This window comes from Blastopirellula marina (genome assembly GCF_002967715.1).
In the GTDB taxonomy this organism is placed as follows: Bacteria; Planctomycetota; Planctomycetia; order Pirellulales; family Pirellulaceae; genus Bremerella; species Bremerella marina_B.
This window is the reverse complement of record NZ_PUIA01000035.1, coordinates 81404-97850: the sequence shown is the minus strand read 5'-3', so window position 1 is coordinate 97850 and position 16447 is coordinate 81404. Positions and strand designations below refer to the sequence as shown.

14 protein-coding genes are annotated in these 16447 nt (G+C 53.2%); 5 read left to right on the top strand and 9 right to left on the bottom strand.

All coding sequences use genetic code 11. From position 1 onward, the window contains the following. Window positions 1–39: 39 nt before the first annotated feature. From gmd to C5Y96_RS10245, 5 genes are all read right to left on the bottom strand, one after another. On the bottom strand, window positions 40–1041 hold the full coding sequence (gene gmd, locus C5Y96_RS10265) for a GDP-mannose 4,6-dehydratase (RefSeq protein ID WP_105352782.1): 1002 nt from the start codon (window positions 1039–1041) through the stop codon (window positions 40–42). Between the two features lie 110 nt (window positions 1042–1151). Beyond that, the gene (locus C5Y96_RS10260; RefSeq protein WP_105352780.1) at window positions 1152–2507 is read right to left on the bottom strand and encodes a glycosyltransferase family 4 protein; all 1356 of its coding nucleotides are present in this window, start codon (window positions 2505–2507) and stop codon (window positions 1152–1154) included. Between the two features lie 324 nt (window positions 2508–2831). Next, window positions 2832–4109, bottom strand: coding sequence for an NRAMP family divalent metal transporter (locus tag C5Y96_RS10255; protein ID WP_105352778.1), 1278 nt, complete (start codon window positions 4107–4109; stop codon window positions 2832–2834). A 108-nt stretch (window positions 4110–4217) separates the two neighbouring features. Beyond that, a complete protein-coding gene (locus tag C5Y96_RS10250) occupies window positions 4218–4616 on the bottom strand; it encodes a hypothetical protein (RefSeq protein ID WP_233198903.1) in 399 nt (132 codons plus the stop codon). An 89-nt stretch (window positions 4617–4705) separates the two neighbouring features. Continuing rightward, window positions 4706–5620: a DUF1559 domain-containing protein gene (locus C5Y96_RS10245; RefSeq protein ID WP_105352774.1), complete on the bottom strand. Its 915-nt coding sequence runs from the start codon at window positions 5618–5620 to the stop codon at window positions 4706–4708. 643 nt (window positions 5621–6263) lie between these two features. Here C5Y96_RS10245 and C5Y96_RS10240 point away from each other — a divergent pair. Both C5Y96_RS10240 and C5Y96_RS10235 read left to right on the top strand, forming a co-directional pair. After that, window positions 6264–7016 carry a glucosamine-6-phosphate deaminase gene (locus tag C5Y96_RS10240; RefSeq protein ID WP_105352772.1) on the top strand — a complete coding sequence of 251 codons (753 nt, stop codon included), beginning with the start codon at window positions 6264–6266 and terminating at the stop codon, window positions 7014–7016. 15 nt (window positions 7017–7031) lie between these two features. Continuing rightward, window positions 7032–8018, top strand: a complete 987-nt coding sequence (locus C5Y96_RS10235) for an N-acetylglucosamine-6-phosphate deacetylase (protein ID WP_199188674.1) — start codon at window positions 7032–7034, stop codon at window positions 8016–8018. 5 nt (window positions 8019–8023) lie between these two features. Here the strand turns inward: C5Y96_RS10235 and C5Y96_RS10230 are convergent, their stop codons facing one another. From C5Y96_RS10230 to C5Y96_RS10220, 3 genes are all read right to left on the bottom strand, one after another. Then, window positions 8024–9061: a LacI family DNA-binding transcriptional regulator gene (locus C5Y96_RS10230; protein WP_105353346.1), complete on the bottom strand. Its 1038-nt coding sequence runs from the start codon at window positions 9059–9061 to the stop codon at window positions 8024–8026. A 146-nt stretch (window positions 9062–9207) separates the two neighbouring features. Beyond that, window positions 9208–10656, bottom strand: a complete 1449-nt coding sequence (locus C5Y96_RS10225) for a Gfo/Idh/MocA family protein (protein ID WP_105352770.1) — start codon at window positions 10654–10656, stop codon at window positions 9208–9210. A 62-nt stretch (window positions 10657–10718) separates the two neighbouring features. Beyond that, window positions 10719–11657 (bottom strand): Gfo/Idh/MocA family protein, encoded by a 939-nt coding sequence (locus C5Y96_RS10220; RefSeq protein WP_105352767.1) that lies wholly within the window; start codon window positions 11655–11657, stop codon window positions 10719–10721. 453 nt (window positions 11658–12110) lie between these two features. On the opposite strand from C5Y96_RS10220, the gene C5Y96_RS10215 reads away from it, so the two are divergent. The 3 genes from C5Y96_RS10215 (at window position 12111) to C5Y96_RS10205 (ending at window position 14997) form a co-directional block, all read left to right on the top strand. Next, window positions 12111–13307, top strand: a complete 1197-nt coding sequence (locus C5Y96_RS10215; protein WP_105352765.1) for an OmpP1/FadL family transporter — start codon at window positions 12111–12113, stop codon at window positions 13305–13307. 212 nt (window positions 13308–13519) lie between these two features. Further along, complete coding sequence (locus tag C5Y96_RS10210) at window positions 13520–13897, top strand: Hpt domain-containing protein (RefSeq protein ID WP_105352763.1); 378 nt, start codon at window positions 13520–13522, stop codon at window positions 13895–13897. Further along, entirely contained in the window at window positions 13894–14997 is a 1104-nt protein-coding gene (locus C5Y96_RS10205) for an HD domain-containing phosphohydrolase (protein WP_105352762.1), read from the top strand. The genes C5Y96_RS10210 and C5Y96_RS10205 overlap by 4 nt, the downstream gene beginning before the upstream one ends. Here the strand turns inward: C5Y96_RS10205 and C5Y96_RS10200 are convergent. Then, window positions 14994–16109: an SAM-dependent methyltransferase gene (locus C5Y96_RS10200; protein ID WP_105352761.1), complete on the bottom strand. Its 1116-nt coding sequence runs from the start codon at window positions 16107–16109 to the stop codon at window positions 14994–14996. The genes C5Y96_RS10205 and C5Y96_RS10200 overlap by 4 nt on opposite strands. Window positions 16110–16447 lie beyond the last annotated feature (338 nt).

The window sequence follows — 16447 nt, the reverse complement described above, 5'->3', positions numbered from 1 at the left end:
ATCCCAGCTTGATGGATTGAATGCCAGTTGGCTGACAGCTTAGGCTGACTTACGCAGCACTTTCAGGCTGGTGTTGGTCAATGCCGACACTCGCTGTAGGTCGTGGTCGACCATCGTCTCGACGAGTTCCTGGAAAGACATCTTCGGCTTCCAGTTCAGCTCTTCCTGAGACTTCTTGGGATCGGCAAGCAGCAGATCGACTTCGGCTGGGCGGTAGAACTTAGGATCGATCACCACGTGATTTTCCCAGTTAAGGCCAACCCGATCGAATGCGATTTGAACGAAGTCACCGACTCGATAGGTTTCGCCAGTACCGATGACATAGTCAATGGGCTCGTCTTGTTGCAACATCAGCCACATCGCTTCAACGTAGTCGCCGGCGAATCCCCAGTCGCGACGGGCATCGAGGTTACCCAAGCGAACTTCCGTGGCGAGACCTAGCTTGATGCGTGCGACGGCATCGCTGATCTTACGGGTGACGAACTCGAGACCGCGGCGGGGCGATTCATGATTGAACAGAATCCCACCGCAGGCAAACATGTCGTAGCTTTCACGGTAGTTGACGGTCATCCAGTGGCCGTAAGCCTTGGCAACACCGTAAGGGCTGCGTGGGTGAAACGGGGTGGTTTCTCGCTGGGGTGTTTCATGGACCTTGCCAAACATCTCGCTGCTGCTGGCCTGGTAGAAACGGATCGATGTGTCGACCATGCGAATCGCTTCCAGCAGGCGAGTTACACCCAGGCCGGTTACTTCGCCGGTGAGGATCGGTTGATCCCAACTGCTGCCCACAAAGCTTTGGGCGGCCAGGTTGTAAACTTCGGTTGGCTTGACCTTGGCAACCAGGCGTTCCAGGGATGCTTGATCAAGCAGGTCAGTGCAGTGAAGTTCGATCTTGTCTAGCAGATGTTCGATGCGTTCGAAGGCGTTGGTGCTGCTTCGGCGAAAACAGCCATGTACCTCGTAACCCTTTTCGAGAAGGAATTCGGCAAGATACGAACCGTCCTGGCCCGTGATTCCGGTAATAAACGCGACATTCGACATAACAGTTTCTACGCCTTCATTGCGTGACAGGAGACCATCCATGGAACGGCAAAGATAGCGGAATTCGCGATCGGTTAAAATCCCAATCGAAGCCTGGAATCAGAGCGGACTCAGGCAGCTTGTGAAGCACTGGCGCGGCGGGCTTCCTGCACATTGCTGGCTAGCTGGGCCACAACATCGACCAGTTTGGGAAAGACATCCTTCCAGGGCTCATTTTTTACAGTGATATTGGGCTCGGACTCCCATCCCCGGTTGTTCTCGAAGTCGATGATCTGACGCTTAAGATGCGATGGATCTTCCAGTGAGAAGAACTGAGCTCCTGTGCCGGCAACTTCGCGAAATATTGGAATGTCGCTGGCAAATACGTGCAATCCGTGGTGTTGTGCCTCGACAATCGGCAGCCCGAACCCTTCCGATTTGGAAGAGAACAGAAAGGCTTTGCTGTTCTGGTAGATGTAGTTCAGCGCGTCATCGCCGATGTTGTTTAGCAGGTGGAGACGCTTACCCGATTCTGGGTGGTTGGCAATTCGCTCCATCAAGTCTTCGCATTTCCAACCGATGCGACCGACGAGTGCTAGCGAGACATCCTGCCCTTCGCCCCACAACTGGTCGAAAGCATCGAGCAGGTAGTGATGGTTTTTGCGGATTTCGAGAGTCGAAACCATCAAATACGGAGCCGTTTCTCGATTGCTGAAGATTCGGCGGATACTGGCTGGAACCTGGAAAAGGTCGATGGAACGGACTCTGCCGATATCACACCCTAGTCGAACATGGCCGACTTGGGATTTTTCGAGCGGGGCGTTCTGTTCCTGGATGTAACGCCAGAGGTCATCTTCCGCGGCTTGTGCGTCCCCAAGCATGAAATCGATCGAACGGACCAGGCGTTCGGCCCACGGGGCAAATTTCTTGCGCATCCCGTCGCCGAAGAATTCGGGAAAACGTAACGGGATCAGGTCGTGAACCATCGCACCGACGAGTGCTCCGTCTTGTCGTGCTTGGTCGATCGCATCGAACAACTCCGGCAAATCCCACCACGAGTCCGGCATCAAGATAACGTCGCCAGGGCCGGGATTGACGTCGACGTGAGGGGAGCGAAGTCGCTGAATCATCTTGCGAGCAAAACGATCAATGGTTCGCGGGTAAAGTAGTTTGCGGATGCGAGTACCGACCTTGTTGATTTTCAGGCGGGTTCCGGTTCCGACGAAGTCGGGAATAAAGGATTGCCAGTAAGACGCCCAGTCGCGATCCGATTTTCGGAATCCGCGGGCAACACACCAGCGATCCACGTGAACGAACCGACCATCGACGTGGATGATGGGATAGCACTCGATCGTTGTTTCGCGGTTTGCAGAATAAGCTAACGCTTCACGAGCCAGACTACGAACGACGCGCTGAATTCCCGTGTGGTAGTCTTGCGAAGCGGTGTGCGTGATGTCGATCAGTAGGCGACGTATCGGTGGGTTCATCCGTCCAATTCAATCCGTGCTTGCCACAAGTTTTCTATCCGTGAAATGGCAACGATGAACTTAGCACACCCTAGACCAGTGAAGAAGGCCAAACGATACGCGCAAGCGATGTCTTAGGTGGTTTCACGGCTTTTGATTAACAGAATGCGGTCGCCCTGTGTTGAACGTATCGCTGTGTGCTGATTCAATCGCCGCGCACTTGGAATTGCGAGCGTCTGGAGTTCGCTCTAACTCCTGTTATAGAAACATGTTACAATACGGACTTTGGGGCGAGTCGTTCGGCTAATACGTAAGGAGGGAGGGCTTTCCTACCAATGGTGGCAATTAGCTAAATCTTTCGATTAGCGACATCACCATTCTGCCCGAGAGCAAGACAGCGATCAGCAACGAACAAGTCGCAATCGTGCATGCCGGGCCTTTAAGCTTCGAGGAGGGAAGCTTCAGCGCCAGGAAGAGCATCGCGAATGCCAGCAGTGGAACGCCAATCACGGTGAGAGCCTGGGCAAAGACAATTAGCGACACGCTGGAAAGCCCTAGCCAATTGACCGCAATCGCGATCAGCATTCCCACGGCCAGGCCAACCACCGTGAGGGCTTTCACAGGCTGATCTTTCACACTGGCCGACATGCCTAAACTGTCGCTCAAAGCGGTTCCACCGATTAACGCGTTAACCAGAAGCGAGCTGAACGCACCGGCTGAGATACCGATACAAAACATGAACTTCGCTCGCGGTCCAATCAGCGGTTCGAGCTGCCTGGCAACGTCGGTGATGCTGGTCAGCTTCGCATCTTGCAGCACGGCAGCCGAGGTCACCATGATAATAAAGCTAATCCCCCCGAGCACGGCGATGCCGACGATGGAGTCAACAATCCCGTTGGCGACGTTGTCACGAGTCCAATTCTTTTCTCGTACGCCATAGATCTGATAGAACGCGCCGGCGATGGAAAAGGTTGTGCCAAACATTCCCAAGAGCATCACGATGTTTTCAGGCGAGCCCCCGCCGTCGGGAAGCGAAGGAACGAGCCCGGCAAAGATCTTGGAAACCGAAGGCTGAACGACCGCCAGGTTCACAACGAAGCCCAAAAGCATGAGCCCGACCATAACCATCATCATCTTTTCGATAAATCGATACGGGGTGCTACTGCCGTACAGTGCCCACACCAGTCCGGCATTGATCAGTACGATGGCCAAGAGTGACATCCACCAGGCCGAGGCCCCCATTTCGGTGCTGTCAGTCGCGATATTAATGACATCGATGATCGCCAGGTTGTTCGTAAATTGAAAACAGCTGGTGATCAGGAAGAAGACGATACCAATGCCGACGGAAATGGGGCGACCTAATCGGCTGGCGATTTCCGCGAAGGGAGTGCGATCGAAACTGGTCCCGATGATCGCCGCGAGAAAGACCGTCAGGGCCATAAAGATCGAAGCCAACGCCAGGACCCAGATCATGCTGTAGCCATACGCCGCGCCGACCTTGGAATTCGACAAGATGCTGCCTGGCCCAAGAACCACCGAGGCCACGACAATTGCTGGCCCGATCGCTTTGACAATTCTTAGGAAGGAAACTTGCTTTTGGCTTTCGGCCGCCGCATCCGACATAAGTGACTCGCTTTCCTGCGACTAGATCGGCGAAGAATGGAAATTCGTCGCCGACCATGGTGGGGTTTCAGAGAGGGGTGTTATTATCGCCGATTCATGGCGAAAGATTCAAAGGGAAAAGTCAACGATGTTTTCACCGGGTTCCACGTCGGCGGTAAGCCCCGACTTGCGATCGCTGCCGTACTTTTCTGGCAAGAGTGATTCCGCAGATACTTCCGGCCCGTGATCGATGAACGCCGAGATCATCACGCGATGTTTACCCAGCGGAACGCCAGGACCGAATTGTTCAGTACCAGCGACGTAAGTGCCGTCTTGTTGAATTTCGGCGAAGGCCATCAGGTCCCCTTCCTTTTCAGGGACGAACACGATGGTACCGGTTGGGAGTGCCTTACCTTTGTAGGTGACCTTTCCCGAAACATGCCCCGTCTCTGGTCCTTTGGAGCCGCAACCAGTCAGAAGTGCCATCAAAAGAAGGCAGGGAATGATTGTCCGAACAAACCTAGTCATGATAAAACCATTTAACTGTAGCAACAACGAAGCGAAGAAAAGTGATTGTCGCCCGCATGTACCCGAGCGACGATCGTTCAAGTTGAACCCTAGAGTCCCGAGACGACCTCGCCGTTGTGGCGAGTCGCAATTGCTTTCAGCGTGTCGAGGGGCATCGTTTCGGTAAGAAACTTAACGCTTCCGTCGCACATAACAAACATGGCTCCACCGGGATGGTAGCTGGAAAAAGGTGTCGAGTTGTTGCCGTACGATCCGGGAAAGTTGATGGGGTATTGAACCATCTTGTGATCGATCATGAGCCATTCGTTCGCGTTGTACGATGTCGATCCCCAGGTCCATGGTTTCAGGCCTGCGAAGCCTGAACCGGTACTGATTTTCGATGTTTCGCCCAGCAGAATCGTATTTGTGGTCCCGTCGATGATATCGGCAAATCTTGTTCGACTTTGTGGATAAATGATCCCAGACTTCGTGTATCCAACGCGGCCAGAGGTCGTTGCGGGAATGAATTCGACATCCACTGAACCTGCGTTACCTCGGTAGTGAAGTCCGCCTTGGACGTTGTGATACGGAAAGTTAGCAGAAACAACTTGATCGGAAGAAAGCTCGCCCAGCGGAGATGAAGGACAGGTAATCCCAGGCACCGCACCAAAGATAGGATCGTTCTGGTTATGACTTCGGTAGGGGCTGCGCGTCATCATGTAGTTCGCAGCGAGTGCTTCCATACCATCGTAGCGAGTACCCTGCTCGATGAATGGAAAGATGCGCGGGACCCAACCGACCGCATAGAACTGCCACGAGGTGTCTCCGCCGGTCATGAATCTCCCGTACGTGTCGTGATAGTTGTGAAATGCCAATCCTAACTGCTTCAGGTTATTACTGCATTGCATGCGACGAGCAGCTTCGCGTGCCTGTTGAACGGCCGGCAACAGCAAGGCGATCAGCACGCCAATAATGGCGATAACGACGAGTAGCTCGACTAGGGTAAAGCCGCGATTTCGATTCATTGGGTAACCTGCTGCAAGAATAAAAGGAGAAGAACTTTGTGTACAAATGGAACGTGATGTCAGCTGATATCAACTTGTCCAAAAAAATGCATGAAGGAATCTGAAAAGGGTTGCCAAAAGGCTGCGGACCAGACTCGCTCATGTTATTAGTCTTTCCAATTTGCAAAGGATGCGCCAGGAACGATCGAATCCTGCAACCGGTAACAACTTTCGACCGAAATGGTCTGAATTCGCCGAGAAACGGTCCAAAAAAGTAAGACAAGGTGCTAAGCGGGGGGAAAGCCATGCCGTCGATTTGATCGCGGCAAGTAGCTCTTCGCCCAAAAAATGGGCGAGGAAAGCTTGCTATTGGCCAGGCCACCCGTCAAAATGATATCAGCTGACATCATGTCGGCAAGAGAAAAAACTTGGTTACGATATATTTTCTGGGATAATCTATCGTGTGGATCATACAACTTGACTGGACGGCAGTTTTGCTAAAAGTGCCGACTAGAAGTACCTATGAGACGCGGTAGATTTTACAGGTTGACTTCAGCGGAAATGGTGTCAGAATGATGTCTCGTGACATCATTCTGACCTCTCAATGCCAGATTCTTATGTCAAAAAAGTTTGATCATCGTAGTAAGGAAGCGCAATCGCACTAATGAAACTCGAAGTCTTAGAAGATGCTAAACAGTTAGGGGTTGTCGCTGCTCGTCGCGGTGCGGAAGCGATCCGTCAGGCAATTGCCGAAAAAGGTCAGGCGAACATCATTGTCGCTACCGGGGCTTCCCAGTTCGAGACTTTATCGGCCTTGATTGCCGAACCGGATATTGATTGGAGCCGGGTCACGGGGTTTCATCTTGACGAATACCTGGGACTCGACGATCAGCATCCGGCTTCATTTTGTCGGTATTTGCGGGAACGTTTCGTGGAACACGTTCCTTTGAAGCAGTTTTACTATGTAGACGGGACGAGCGATGATCCACACTTGGTTTGCAGCGAGCTCGGGCGATTGATCCAGGATCATCCGATTGACGTCGCCTTTGTGGGGATCGGTGAAAACGGTCACCTTGCGTTTAACGATCCTCCAGCCGACTTCGAGACGACTGAGCCTTATCTGGTTGTCGAGTTGGATGAAGCCTGCCGTAAGCAGCAAGCCGGTGAAGGGTGGTTTGCCACACTAGATGACGTACCGAAGCAAGCGATCAGCATGTCTTGCCGTCAGATTTTGAAGTCGACGACAATCATCTGCAGTGTTCCCGATCGGCGCAAAGCGGAAGCTGTGCAAAAGAGCCTGGAAGGACCTGTTACCCCTGAAGTTCCCGCCTCCATTTTGCAGTCGCACGAGGGCACGACTTTGTTTATTGACAAGTCGGCCGCGGCACTGCTTACCTCTTCGACCTTCTCTGATTAAAACGCCAGGAGCCACATGTCTACTGCGAAATACTTCGATCTACAGATCAATGGCTATTTTGGTGTCGATTTCAACCAGGACAATATCTCGAGCGCTGATTTAAACGCGGCATGCGTGGCGCTAGAGCGTGATGGTGTCGAGCAAGTCCTGGTAACCGTTATCACGGACGACATCGGCAAGATGGCCTCGCGGATAAGTCGGCTCGTCAAATTACGCAATGAAGACTCCCACGCACGAAGCATGATCGCTGGAGTGCACGTTGAAGGACCATTCATCAGCACGCAAGCAGGATACGTCGGAGCGCATCCTGTCTATGCTGCCAAGCAGGCAAGTTGGCCTGAAATGGATACGCTTCTTGAAGCGGGAGGGGGGCTAGTACGAATCGTTACCTTGGCACCTGAGCAGGATCCTACGCAGGAGGTAACGCGTCGTCTCGTCGAGGAAGGAATTGTCGTTTCCGCCGGGCATACCAATGCATCATTGAACGATCTGGATGCTGCGATCGACGCTGGGCTCTCGATGTTCACGCATTTGGGCAATGGGTGTCCACGGATGATGGATCGGCACGACAACATCATTCAGCGGGTGCTAAGCCGGTCTGAACATCTGCAGATTGGACTTATCGCCGATGGAGCCCATGTTCCGTTTTTCGCGTTGAAGAATTACCTCGACATCATAGGCATCGATCGAGCGTTTATCGTTTCGGATGCCATTTCCGCCGCGGGCTGCGGGCCTGGGGTTTATCCACTGGGGGACCAAGAGGTGACGGTCGGTACCGATGGGGTTCCTCGTGCCGAGGACGACAGCCATCTGGTTGGCTCTGCCACTACCATGCAGCAAATGGCCGACAATCTTCAGCTTCGATTGGGGCTGACCTCGACCGAGGTGCGCCGGCTTACCTATACCAATCCGCTGAATCAGTTGGGGGGCTGCGAAAAGGTGCTCCCCCTGCGCATGAACGCTCCGCTGAAAAATGGTGGGCATCAAGCGACGACCACATAGCAGTACTACGTCGATTCGCGAACAATCAATTGCGGACGAATAACTCGCAATCGCTTTGTCGGAGAAATCGTTCCGGCGATTGTTTCTTCCACCAGGTCTAAGGCCTGTTTGGCGTATTCCGCGTGGCACTGGTCGATGGTCGTCAGCCCTGGCTCAATGACATCGGCGATATCGAGGTTATCGTAGCCTGTTACGGCGACATCTTTCGGAACCGAGTAGCCGTGCCGTTCGAGACCCTGGATCAGACGAACGGCCCATTCGTCATTCGACGCGATGATGGCGTCGGCCTTGTTCGTAACGACTAGTTTTTGAATGCAATCGTCGATCGCTTCACGAGATGGTTTTTGCGTTTCTTCCGGGTTGGTCCAGATCAGCGAACTGGTTGCCGGAAGTTTGCGGCGTTTGATGTTCTCTTTCCAGGCTTCACTTCGAATGGACATGAGTTGATCGGAGGGAGACCAAAGTTGAATCGCAATCTTCTTGCGACCTCGGTCAGCCAGGTGATCGACTAACTGCTCGATTGCCGAAGAGGTCTCGACGCGAACGCAAGGTTGTGATTTGAGGATGGGTGAAGAGTGCACAATGATGTTCTCGCGACCGCGGAACACTTTCTTCAACTTCGGCCGGAAGTCTTGCATCACGTCGAACATGCACAGGATGGCGTCCATCCCGTGATCGGTGAAGTCGTCCAGGTAGGTCTTGATTTCGTCAGGATCGTGATGGGCTTGGCCAATCATCAAGCGGTACCCGCGTGTATGGGCTTCGGCTTCGATGGCGGCCAGTCGAGCCGAGAAGACCGCAAGGTTCACGGTATCCAGGACGACACCAATGATTTTGGTTGGCATGCCACGGAGTCGCTGGGCGGCGCGATTGGGACGATAATCGAGTTCCGCCGCGATCTTGAGAACCTTCTCGCGTGTCGCCTCAGAGACGCGAACGCAGTCCGCTCCCGAGTTGTTTAGGATGTGCCCGACCGCGGCTCGGGAGACCCCAGCTTTATTCGCAATGTCGAGGAGGCGGACTTTCCGTGGTTCTTGAGCCATGTGTTCGTTCATCTGCAAGGATGGGCGGTCGGTCGAATGAAGTTTCGAGGAACCGCCGCATAGGACTTGGCGATTGGTCAGGCTTTCCAGAATACGGAAAACACTTACCTTGAATCAAGTCCCGCAGATGAACGAACTTCCGCACATTAAACGACTTCAGGCACGACGTAAGGTGCTCGATACTCGCGTTTTAGGAGTCCGTTGGCCTTTTCTTCGTGGGGGAAAGTCTCGGTCTTGGGGTCGATTTGGAGCGTTTTTCCAAGCTGAACTTGCGCCGAATTGACATCAACACCGTTGGCAGCCAGGTGAGATTGCATCCGATTGACGGCCTCGTGAACGAGTGGCTGGTCCTGGGTTTGCTCTGGCAGCGACTTCAGAGAAATGACATTCCCCACCTGGTGAGAGATATTGCCTAGGTGGCAAAGTGCCGTCGAGAGATGTCCAGTCCGGACATCGCAGTTCAGGTCCGAGGTCTTCCGCGAGCGGACAGCTTTCACGAAGTTTTCTCGATGAAGCTGTCGTCCGCCGTCGGGGCCGGTAGTGCCTTTGATTTCCCGAATCGTTTTTCCTTGGGAATCGATGACTTTACCCGAATCGAAACCGACATAGGTCGCGTCTTCCCCTTCAACCACGATACCGTAGCTGATTCCCATGTAGTCGCACGTGTCCTTCTTGCCAGTCGCCGTTGGCAGGTCGCGGATCTCAAACGTAATGGGCGCTTGGGCATATTCGTAACGAATTAGGTGCGTATTGGGCGTCTGGCCGTTGTCATCCCACACATAACGTCCACCCACACTGCTAACGGCGGTTGGAAATTCTTCCGCCCCAATCGACCAGCGGCAAAGGTCGAGAATATGCGGACCGTTATTACCTAGTTCCGCATTGCCGTAGTCCCAGAACCAATGCCAGTCGTAGTGATAGTTGGCTCGCTCCAGCTTGGTCGGAGCAGGACCACACCACAGGTCATGGTTCACCGTCGGGAGCGGTTTAGGGGGCGTCGAGGGGCGACCGATCGAATCGCGACGCGTCAGGTACAGGCCTTTGACCTGTTTCACTTTGCCGAGCACGCCTTGCTGGATCTCCTGGAAGAAGTCTTTCAGGTGCGCGAAGCTTCGTCGTTGGATGCCGATCTGAACAATCCGATCGTATTTCTTGGCAGCCTTCTCCATCTGTCCTGCTTCCCAGATGTTGTGGGAACATGGCTTCTCGGTATAGACGTCTTTACCTGCCTGGCAGCCCCACACGGTACCGAGACCGTGCCAATGATTGGGAACAGCCAGAACCACCGCATCGACATCCGGATCGTCGAATACTTGGCGCATGTCGCCGTATGTCTTCAGCTTGTTGTTGAACTTCTTCTGGAATTCTTCCGTTCGCTTGCCCAGGACGGCACTGTCGACATCGCACAGCCCTACGACGCGCACTCCGGAAATCTCCGGAAAGCCGTTCAGGTGAGTTCGCCCAATACCATTCGCACCAATCACAACAACGCGAAGTTCGTCGTTGGCCGACGCGAATGTCGGAGCAGTTGTCATCGAGGTAAAAGCCGTTGCAGAAGCAGCGGCAAGGAATTGGCGTCGATTGAAGGACAACATGTCGGTACCTGTAGGGCAGAACGGAGTTCAATAGGGATGAAACGCTGAGGCCAGGCGATGGACTATTTCTTTTCGCTTAATAGGCTATCCATCGAAATAGTTTTGCCATCAGCATCGCGGCTCATGTCGGCGGCAGTCATGAAGGCCACAATTTCAAGTGTCTGTTCGGGGGAAACCGGAGCCTCTTTCGTGCGGAAGAATTTGACGATCTCGACAACCAGTAAATCGTAGCCAGCACGAATCTTGGTTAGTTCAATATCTTTTTTGCCGAAGACGAGTACGCCGTAACCTGCCGCACCATCGCGAATCCCGCGAAAAGTTCCAACTCGGCCATCTTCCCAGACTCCGGTGACGATTTCGACCCCGTCGGCCTGAGTACGCTGCACGGACTGGCAGCCAGGGCCCATTACCGTAAAGAGGGTCTCTACGCCGTGAATGCCGTACCAGAAGAGATCGGGATGGGTCGGGTCAAGTTTGCAGGGGCTATAAGCAACGCAGCCGACGACATCTTCTTTCTTCAAATCGATCACCTCTTGGCAGAAGCGGAGGGTAGAAGAAGAGAAGAAAGGAGTACCGGTCTTCTTCGACAGGGCAATCAGCTGTTTGGTTTCGTCGAGCGAGGCCGTAATTGGCTTGTCGACGAAGATGGGAATGCCTGCCTCAAGAGCCGGCTTGGCTTGTTGCAGGTGCACGCGGCCGTCGACGCTGTTCATGATGACGGCATCCACCTTTTTGAGCAGGGCATCAATCGAGGGAACGATCTCGACCCCCATCTCGCTGACCTGCTTGGTGAAGCCCTCGATCCGATCGGCACTGGTTGGCAGGTCCGGACTTCCTCCAGGAAACGCGGCAACGACTTTGGCGTTTTTCAATTCAGGAATTGGCTCTTTCGCGTTGATCGTCTTAGTGAATGCCACGGCGTGGGAACTATCGAGGCCGATCAAGCCGATCCGAAGCGTGTCGGCGGCATTCGCTGAAGAGGTCATAAGCAAGCTAGCCATTAAACAAGCGGTCGTGGTGATAGCGAACGAGATTCTCACGGGCAGAGCCTTTGATTGGGAGGAGGCAGGAACGCCTGGCTGGCAGACCGGACGTCGAGTTCATCATTTCGATGACGCCAAAGATACCACGTGACATCATGTGAGTAAAGCTTTTTCTTTGGCCGTCGTCAGATCTGCAGGAAATCGCTTGTAAACGTTGTCTCAACTCCGGATACCACGGATGGCGGTAAGTGCGATTCCCCCGTCGGAATGGGAGTGCCAGCACCGTGTGGGCTGAAACTCGCAAGAACGTCAGTTCAGGTCACAGCAATCGGAAAAGCTTTGCGCATTGCCCCGATAATCTGGGGATACGTAGGTGAAATCCCTACCGAAATGCTATCGGATGCGCCGATGGCAAGTCTCGTATAGGTTCTATCGATTTTTCTGGCGGAATCTTCCTTGACGAGGCGGATAATGGCGATTCTCTCTCATCCTATTCGATACGTGCTGGGGATACTTCTGGTTTTGGCAACCGGAGCTATGGCTTATGGGCAAGGTATCGCCGTAACAGGGGTAGGCCCAGTGAATCGATCGATGGGTGGGGCAGGTACCGCAGCGCCACTCGATGCGATTGGGGCTCTGCACTGGAATCCGGCGTCGATCAGCTATCTTGAACAGTCTGAAGTGTCGTTCGGCATGGAAGGACTGTTGGCCGATATCGAGCTTTCATCCACTGTCGGGGGCAATACGAATACGACCAATGGGGAGGCTGGCGTGGCGATTATCCCTGCGGTTGGTTGGGTTGATCATCTTGAAGGGACCCCGTTGACCATCGGTATGGGGGTCTACGGGATTGGCGGCTTCCGGAATAATATGCCAGTCGACCCGAGTAATCCGCTGCTGGCATCAAGTCCCGTGTTTGCGGATGCGGAAATCATGCAGATCGCTCCCACCATGTCCGTTCGCTTGGGAGAATGCTGGTCGGTCGGTGTCGCTCCGACAATTACCGCTGCCCGCATGCAGTTCGACCCGCTAGGGCCTTCGGCCATTACGCCCACCAGCACGGCTGGCTCTGGCAACCGCGTACATTGGGGCGGCGGTATCCAAGGGGGGATTTATTATGCCAGCCCGAATTGTTGGCGAGCTGGTTTCACGATCAAGAGCACGCAGTGGTTTGAGCAGTTCCGCTTCTTTACTCCATCTGGCGTGGTTCGCTTTGATCTGGATTACCCCATGATCCTGTCCACTGGCCTGGCCTATTACGGCTGGGAACGCTGGGTCTTCGCCGCGGATGCACGTTATTTCGATTATGCCAATACTCAGGGTTTTAGCGATCTCGGCTGGGACAACGTCTTCGCTGGAGCGATCGGTGCTCAGTATCAACTGAACGACCTGTGGAAGTTGCGAGCTGGTTACAACTTCAATCAGAACCCGATCGGCTCGGAAGATGTCTTCACGAACGTTGCCAACCCGTTGATCCAGACGCATAACATCGCGTTGGGTGCCGGTTGTTTGTTGACCGACGGAGTCGAGTTGAATCTCGCCTATGTGTACCTGGTCGATTCTTCGGTTTCGGGACCAGCTCCTTCGCCCCCATTTGGTGCCAACGATACCATCTCGCACCGCATCAGTGCCCACTCGCTGGTAATGGGTGTTCAGATTCGGTATTAGTCAAAAATCGGGAGTTTGCATAAAACGCGCTACGCGACTTGGGGGTAGGCGAAAGTGTTATGCGGATTATGCCTGATGTGCCGCCGATTGACCGGTCAGAACCCAGGCGTTTTGACCCTCAGAGAAATGTAACCTATCTTTCGTAAGATATCCCGTTTTTGCACACCGCATCCTTTTCTTAGTGCATCGGTTACGTTCCGCGGAGGCAGTTGATGAGATTGCAGCAAACGCACGCGCCGGCTGAAGAACAGTCAATCAATTGGGAAACCTTGAAGTCACGATGTATTGGTCGTCTCGATCTGGTCGAGAAGGCTTTGAACCGCTTTCAAGATTCCTTGGTGGACGATCTTCAATCTCTGGAAGAGGCCGTTGAGTCACTCAATTCGCAGGAAGTTGCTCGCATTGCTCATCGCATTAAAGGTACGTCCTTGACTGTTTCGGCAGATCGCCTGGCAGGGTATGCGATGCATTTGGAAAGACGTGCGGAAGAAAAACTGAATTACGACGAAGAATCTCTTGCTGATATTCGTGACGAATGTTGCCGTTTGAGCCAACTCATTTCGCAACATCGGACCGGGGGAAGTCAATGATCATTCATGATCGAGATACCATCCAAGCTCCTATTTTGCTGGTAGATGATGATCCATCGTGCCTGGGCATGCTTAGTGACGTTCTCAGTGCACTGGGAATTCCCGTCGAAACAGCGCGGGATGGAAATGAAGCTCTGGAGATGATCTACCAGGGGGATTTCCGGATTGTTCTTTCTGACTGGCAGATGCCGGGAATGTCAGGAGTCGAACTTTGTCGACGCGTGCGTCAGCGTCCTTTAAGTGGATACGTGTATTTCATTCTGCTGACGTCACTCGATCGCCAACACAACCTTGTAAGCGGTCTCAGGGCAGGTGCCGACGACTTTATTACTAAGCCTTTCGACCCAGAAGAACTTCATATTCGGCTTCGTGCAGCGAATCGAATCGTATCGCTTGAAAGTCGTAACGTGATAATCTTCGCGTTGGCCAAACTAGCCGAATCACGCGATCCGGAAACCGGTGCCCATCTTGAACGCATGCGCGAGTACTCGCGTCTTCTGGCAGAGGACCTCTCGCAACAACCAAAGTACGCCGACACAGTCGATGCCGACTACGTCCGGACGATCTACCTGACCAGTCCGCTGCACGATATTGGCAAAGTCGGAATCCCGGATCACGTGTTGCTTAAGCCGGGCAAATTGACTGCGGAAGAGTTCGAGATCATGAAGCAGCATACGTTGGTGGGGTTCCACACGTTGGATGCTGCTTTGCGAGAACAACCGGAGGCTGCCTATCTGCGTTTCGCGCGAGATATCGCCTGCTCGCATCATGAAAAGTACGACGGCACTGGCTATCCTTACGGCCTCAAAGGTGAGGACATTCCTCTTTGTGGCCGCATTGTTGCTGTTGCCGACGTTTACGATGCACTGACCACCGCACGTGTCTACAAGGAAGCTTTCAGTCACGAGAAAGCTTGCCAGATTATCCGCGAGGGACGCGGTGCCCATTTCGATCCTGATGTTGTCGACGCCTTCTTCCGCCGTGAAGAAGAGATCGTCGACATCAATCAGCGACTTAATGACGCGTTGGTTTACCCAGAGCTCCCCCAGATGTCGCCAAGCGTATCGTTCCCTACGGGACCGATCCCCACAGCCAATTAGCTTTCGACGACCTTGCCATTCTTGGCAATTCGCCCAGCTCGGGAGGGGCGTGGCATTTCTGCGGCGTCTAGTCGGCGAATGCAGTCCGGTGCACGATGGCTTACATAGTTGACGATGATCCCTGTGCGATCACGCGACAATTCCATCTTATCTGTGTTAAATCCTGCCATATCATAAACATTTAACACATCTTCTACGGTTCGTTGATAGAAGAACCAGTCTAAATGCCATTGATAGGGGGTTTCGTCATATTGATCGGTATCCTTAAAGGCGATTACCAGGGCACCGCCATCCGACAAGGTTTCGCCAAGCCCACTAAAGATACCAATTAGATGGTCATCGGTGAGGTAGTCCGCCAAACCGACGCTATAGATTATATCGAATGTACCGTACTTCGCCTTGGTCGCTTCGGCGTTGCGAGCTCGCATGGCATTGAAGCGAACAGGCTTGAGAGTCGTCGAAGGTGGGAGTTGCGATGCGACAGTGGCCTCGATGTACTCCAATGCGACCGGATCATTATCCATCGCGATTACTTCAATGTTACGACCCTCAAACTCAGGCCAATCCAAAAACTCGCGGCATGGGCCACATGCAATGTCCATGATGCGCAGATCACCTTCGCGTTTGGCGATTTCGTTCAGAAGGTACTCGCGTACCATGTCTTTACGCCCGCGAACAGCATTTGCCAGAGGCAATTCTGAGATGCAAAGGTCGATATAAGCCCCAATTCCTCGGGCCGGAGTCTCTTCCTCGTAAAGTTTTACGAGCATCTCATAATCCCCGGCGAAACCGCTAGGCTTGGTACGCGAGCGATTGGCGATCCAGCTTTGCGAGAACCAGGGAGCGGTTTCGTCGAGAAAACGTGCTTGAACTTCTTTGATCAGGTCGGGATCGTTTTCGTGTTCCCGCTCGAAATCGCGACATGCTACTTGAGATTGCTGAAAGGCGGCGAGCGTTCGCTTATGAAACTCATCGTTTCGTTGCGGGATGGCATCCTTGTCGATCTCGCTCTCCAGTTGAGTAAGCTGACGCTTGAATTCCGCCACGTCCTTCGAGAAGAATTCGATCACACTTGGTCGTCTGAAAGTGGTCGAATCATTCGACTGTATCATGGCTAATACCTAAACACTAAGGTTCCAAAGTGGGCATATTTCGCCGCAAAAAAATTAAAGCGGCGTGACTCGCGAATACATCAGAATGTTTAAAGATGAGAAAATCAACCAAGAAAGTCGCTATTTAGACATAAGGGGGGGTGCGCTTGCGTAAGATTCATCAATTAAGTGCCCCTTATGACCCATACGTATTGCGCAGTAAGCGCTATAAGTATCTCGGTTCGTTTGTCCGCTCTAAAGAAAGCTATGGTTTAGCTGATTTCGTGCGCTAATAGCGCGCGCGAAAGAAACCTGGGAAGGTGCAGCATTCTCTCTTGGAAACAGGGATCGAATTGGCA

What these genes read in the sequence shown, in the direction of transcription:
- gmd (WP_105352782.1), bottom strand. Translation starts at nt 1,041, where the DNA reads ATGTCGAATGTCGCGTTTATTACCGGAATCACGGGCCAGGACGGTTCG.
- C5Y96_RS10260 (WP_105352780.1), bottom strand. Translation starts at nt 2,507, where the DNA reads ATGAACCCACCGATACGTCGCCTACTGATCGACATCACGCACACCGCT.
- C5Y96_RS10255 (WP_105352778.1), bottom strand. Translation starts at nt 4,109, where the DNA reads ATGTCGGATGCGGCGGCCGAAAGCCAAAAGCAAGTTTCCTTCCTAAGA.
- C5Y96_RS10250 (WP_233198903.1), bottom strand. Translation starts at nt 4,616, where the DNA reads ATGACTAGGTTTGTTCGGACAATCATTCCCTGCCTTCTTTTGATGGCA.
- C5Y96_RS10245 (WP_105352774.1), bottom strand. Translation starts at nt 5,620, where the DNA reads ATGAATCGAAATCGCGGCTTTACCCTAGTCGAGCTACTCGTCGTTATC.
- C5Y96_RS10240 (WP_105352772.1), top strand. Translation starts at nt 6,264, where the DNA reads ATGAAACTCGAAGTCTTAGAAGATGCTAAACAGTTAGGGGTTGTCGCT.
- C5Y96_RS10235 (WP_199188674.1), top strand. Translation starts at nt 7,032, where the DNA reads ATGTCTACTGCGAAATACTTCGATCTACAGATCAATGGCTATTTTGGT.
- C5Y96_RS10230 (WP_105353346.1), bottom strand. Translation starts at nt 9,061, where the DNA reads ATGGCTCAAGAACCACGGAAAGTCCGCCTCCTCGACATTGCGAATAAA.
- C5Y96_RS10225 (WP_105352770.1), bottom strand. Translation starts at nt 10,656, where the DNA reads ATGTTGTCCTTCAATCGACGCCAATTCCTTGCCGCTGCTTCTGCAACG.
- C5Y96_RS10220 (WP_105352767.1), bottom strand. Translation starts at nt 11,657, where the DNA reads ATGGCTAGCTTGCTTATGACCTCTTCAGCGAATGCCGCCGACACGCTT.
- C5Y96_RS10215 (WP_105352765.1), top strand. Translation starts at nt 12,111, where the DNA reads ATGGCGATTCTCTCTCATCCTATTCGATACGTGCTGGGGATACTTCTG.
- C5Y96_RS10210 (WP_105352763.1), top strand. Translation starts at nt 13,520, where the DNA reads ATGAGATTGCAGCAAACGCACGCGCCGGCTGAAGAACAGTCAATCAAT.
- C5Y96_RS10205 (WP_105352762.1), top strand. Translation starts at nt 13,894, where the DNA reads ATGATCATTCATGATCGAGATACCATCCAAGCTCCTATTTTGCTGGTA.
- C5Y96_RS10200 (WP_105352761.1), bottom strand. Translation starts at nt 16,109, where the DNA reads ATGATACAGTCGAATGATTCGACCACTTTCAGACGACCAAGTGTGATC.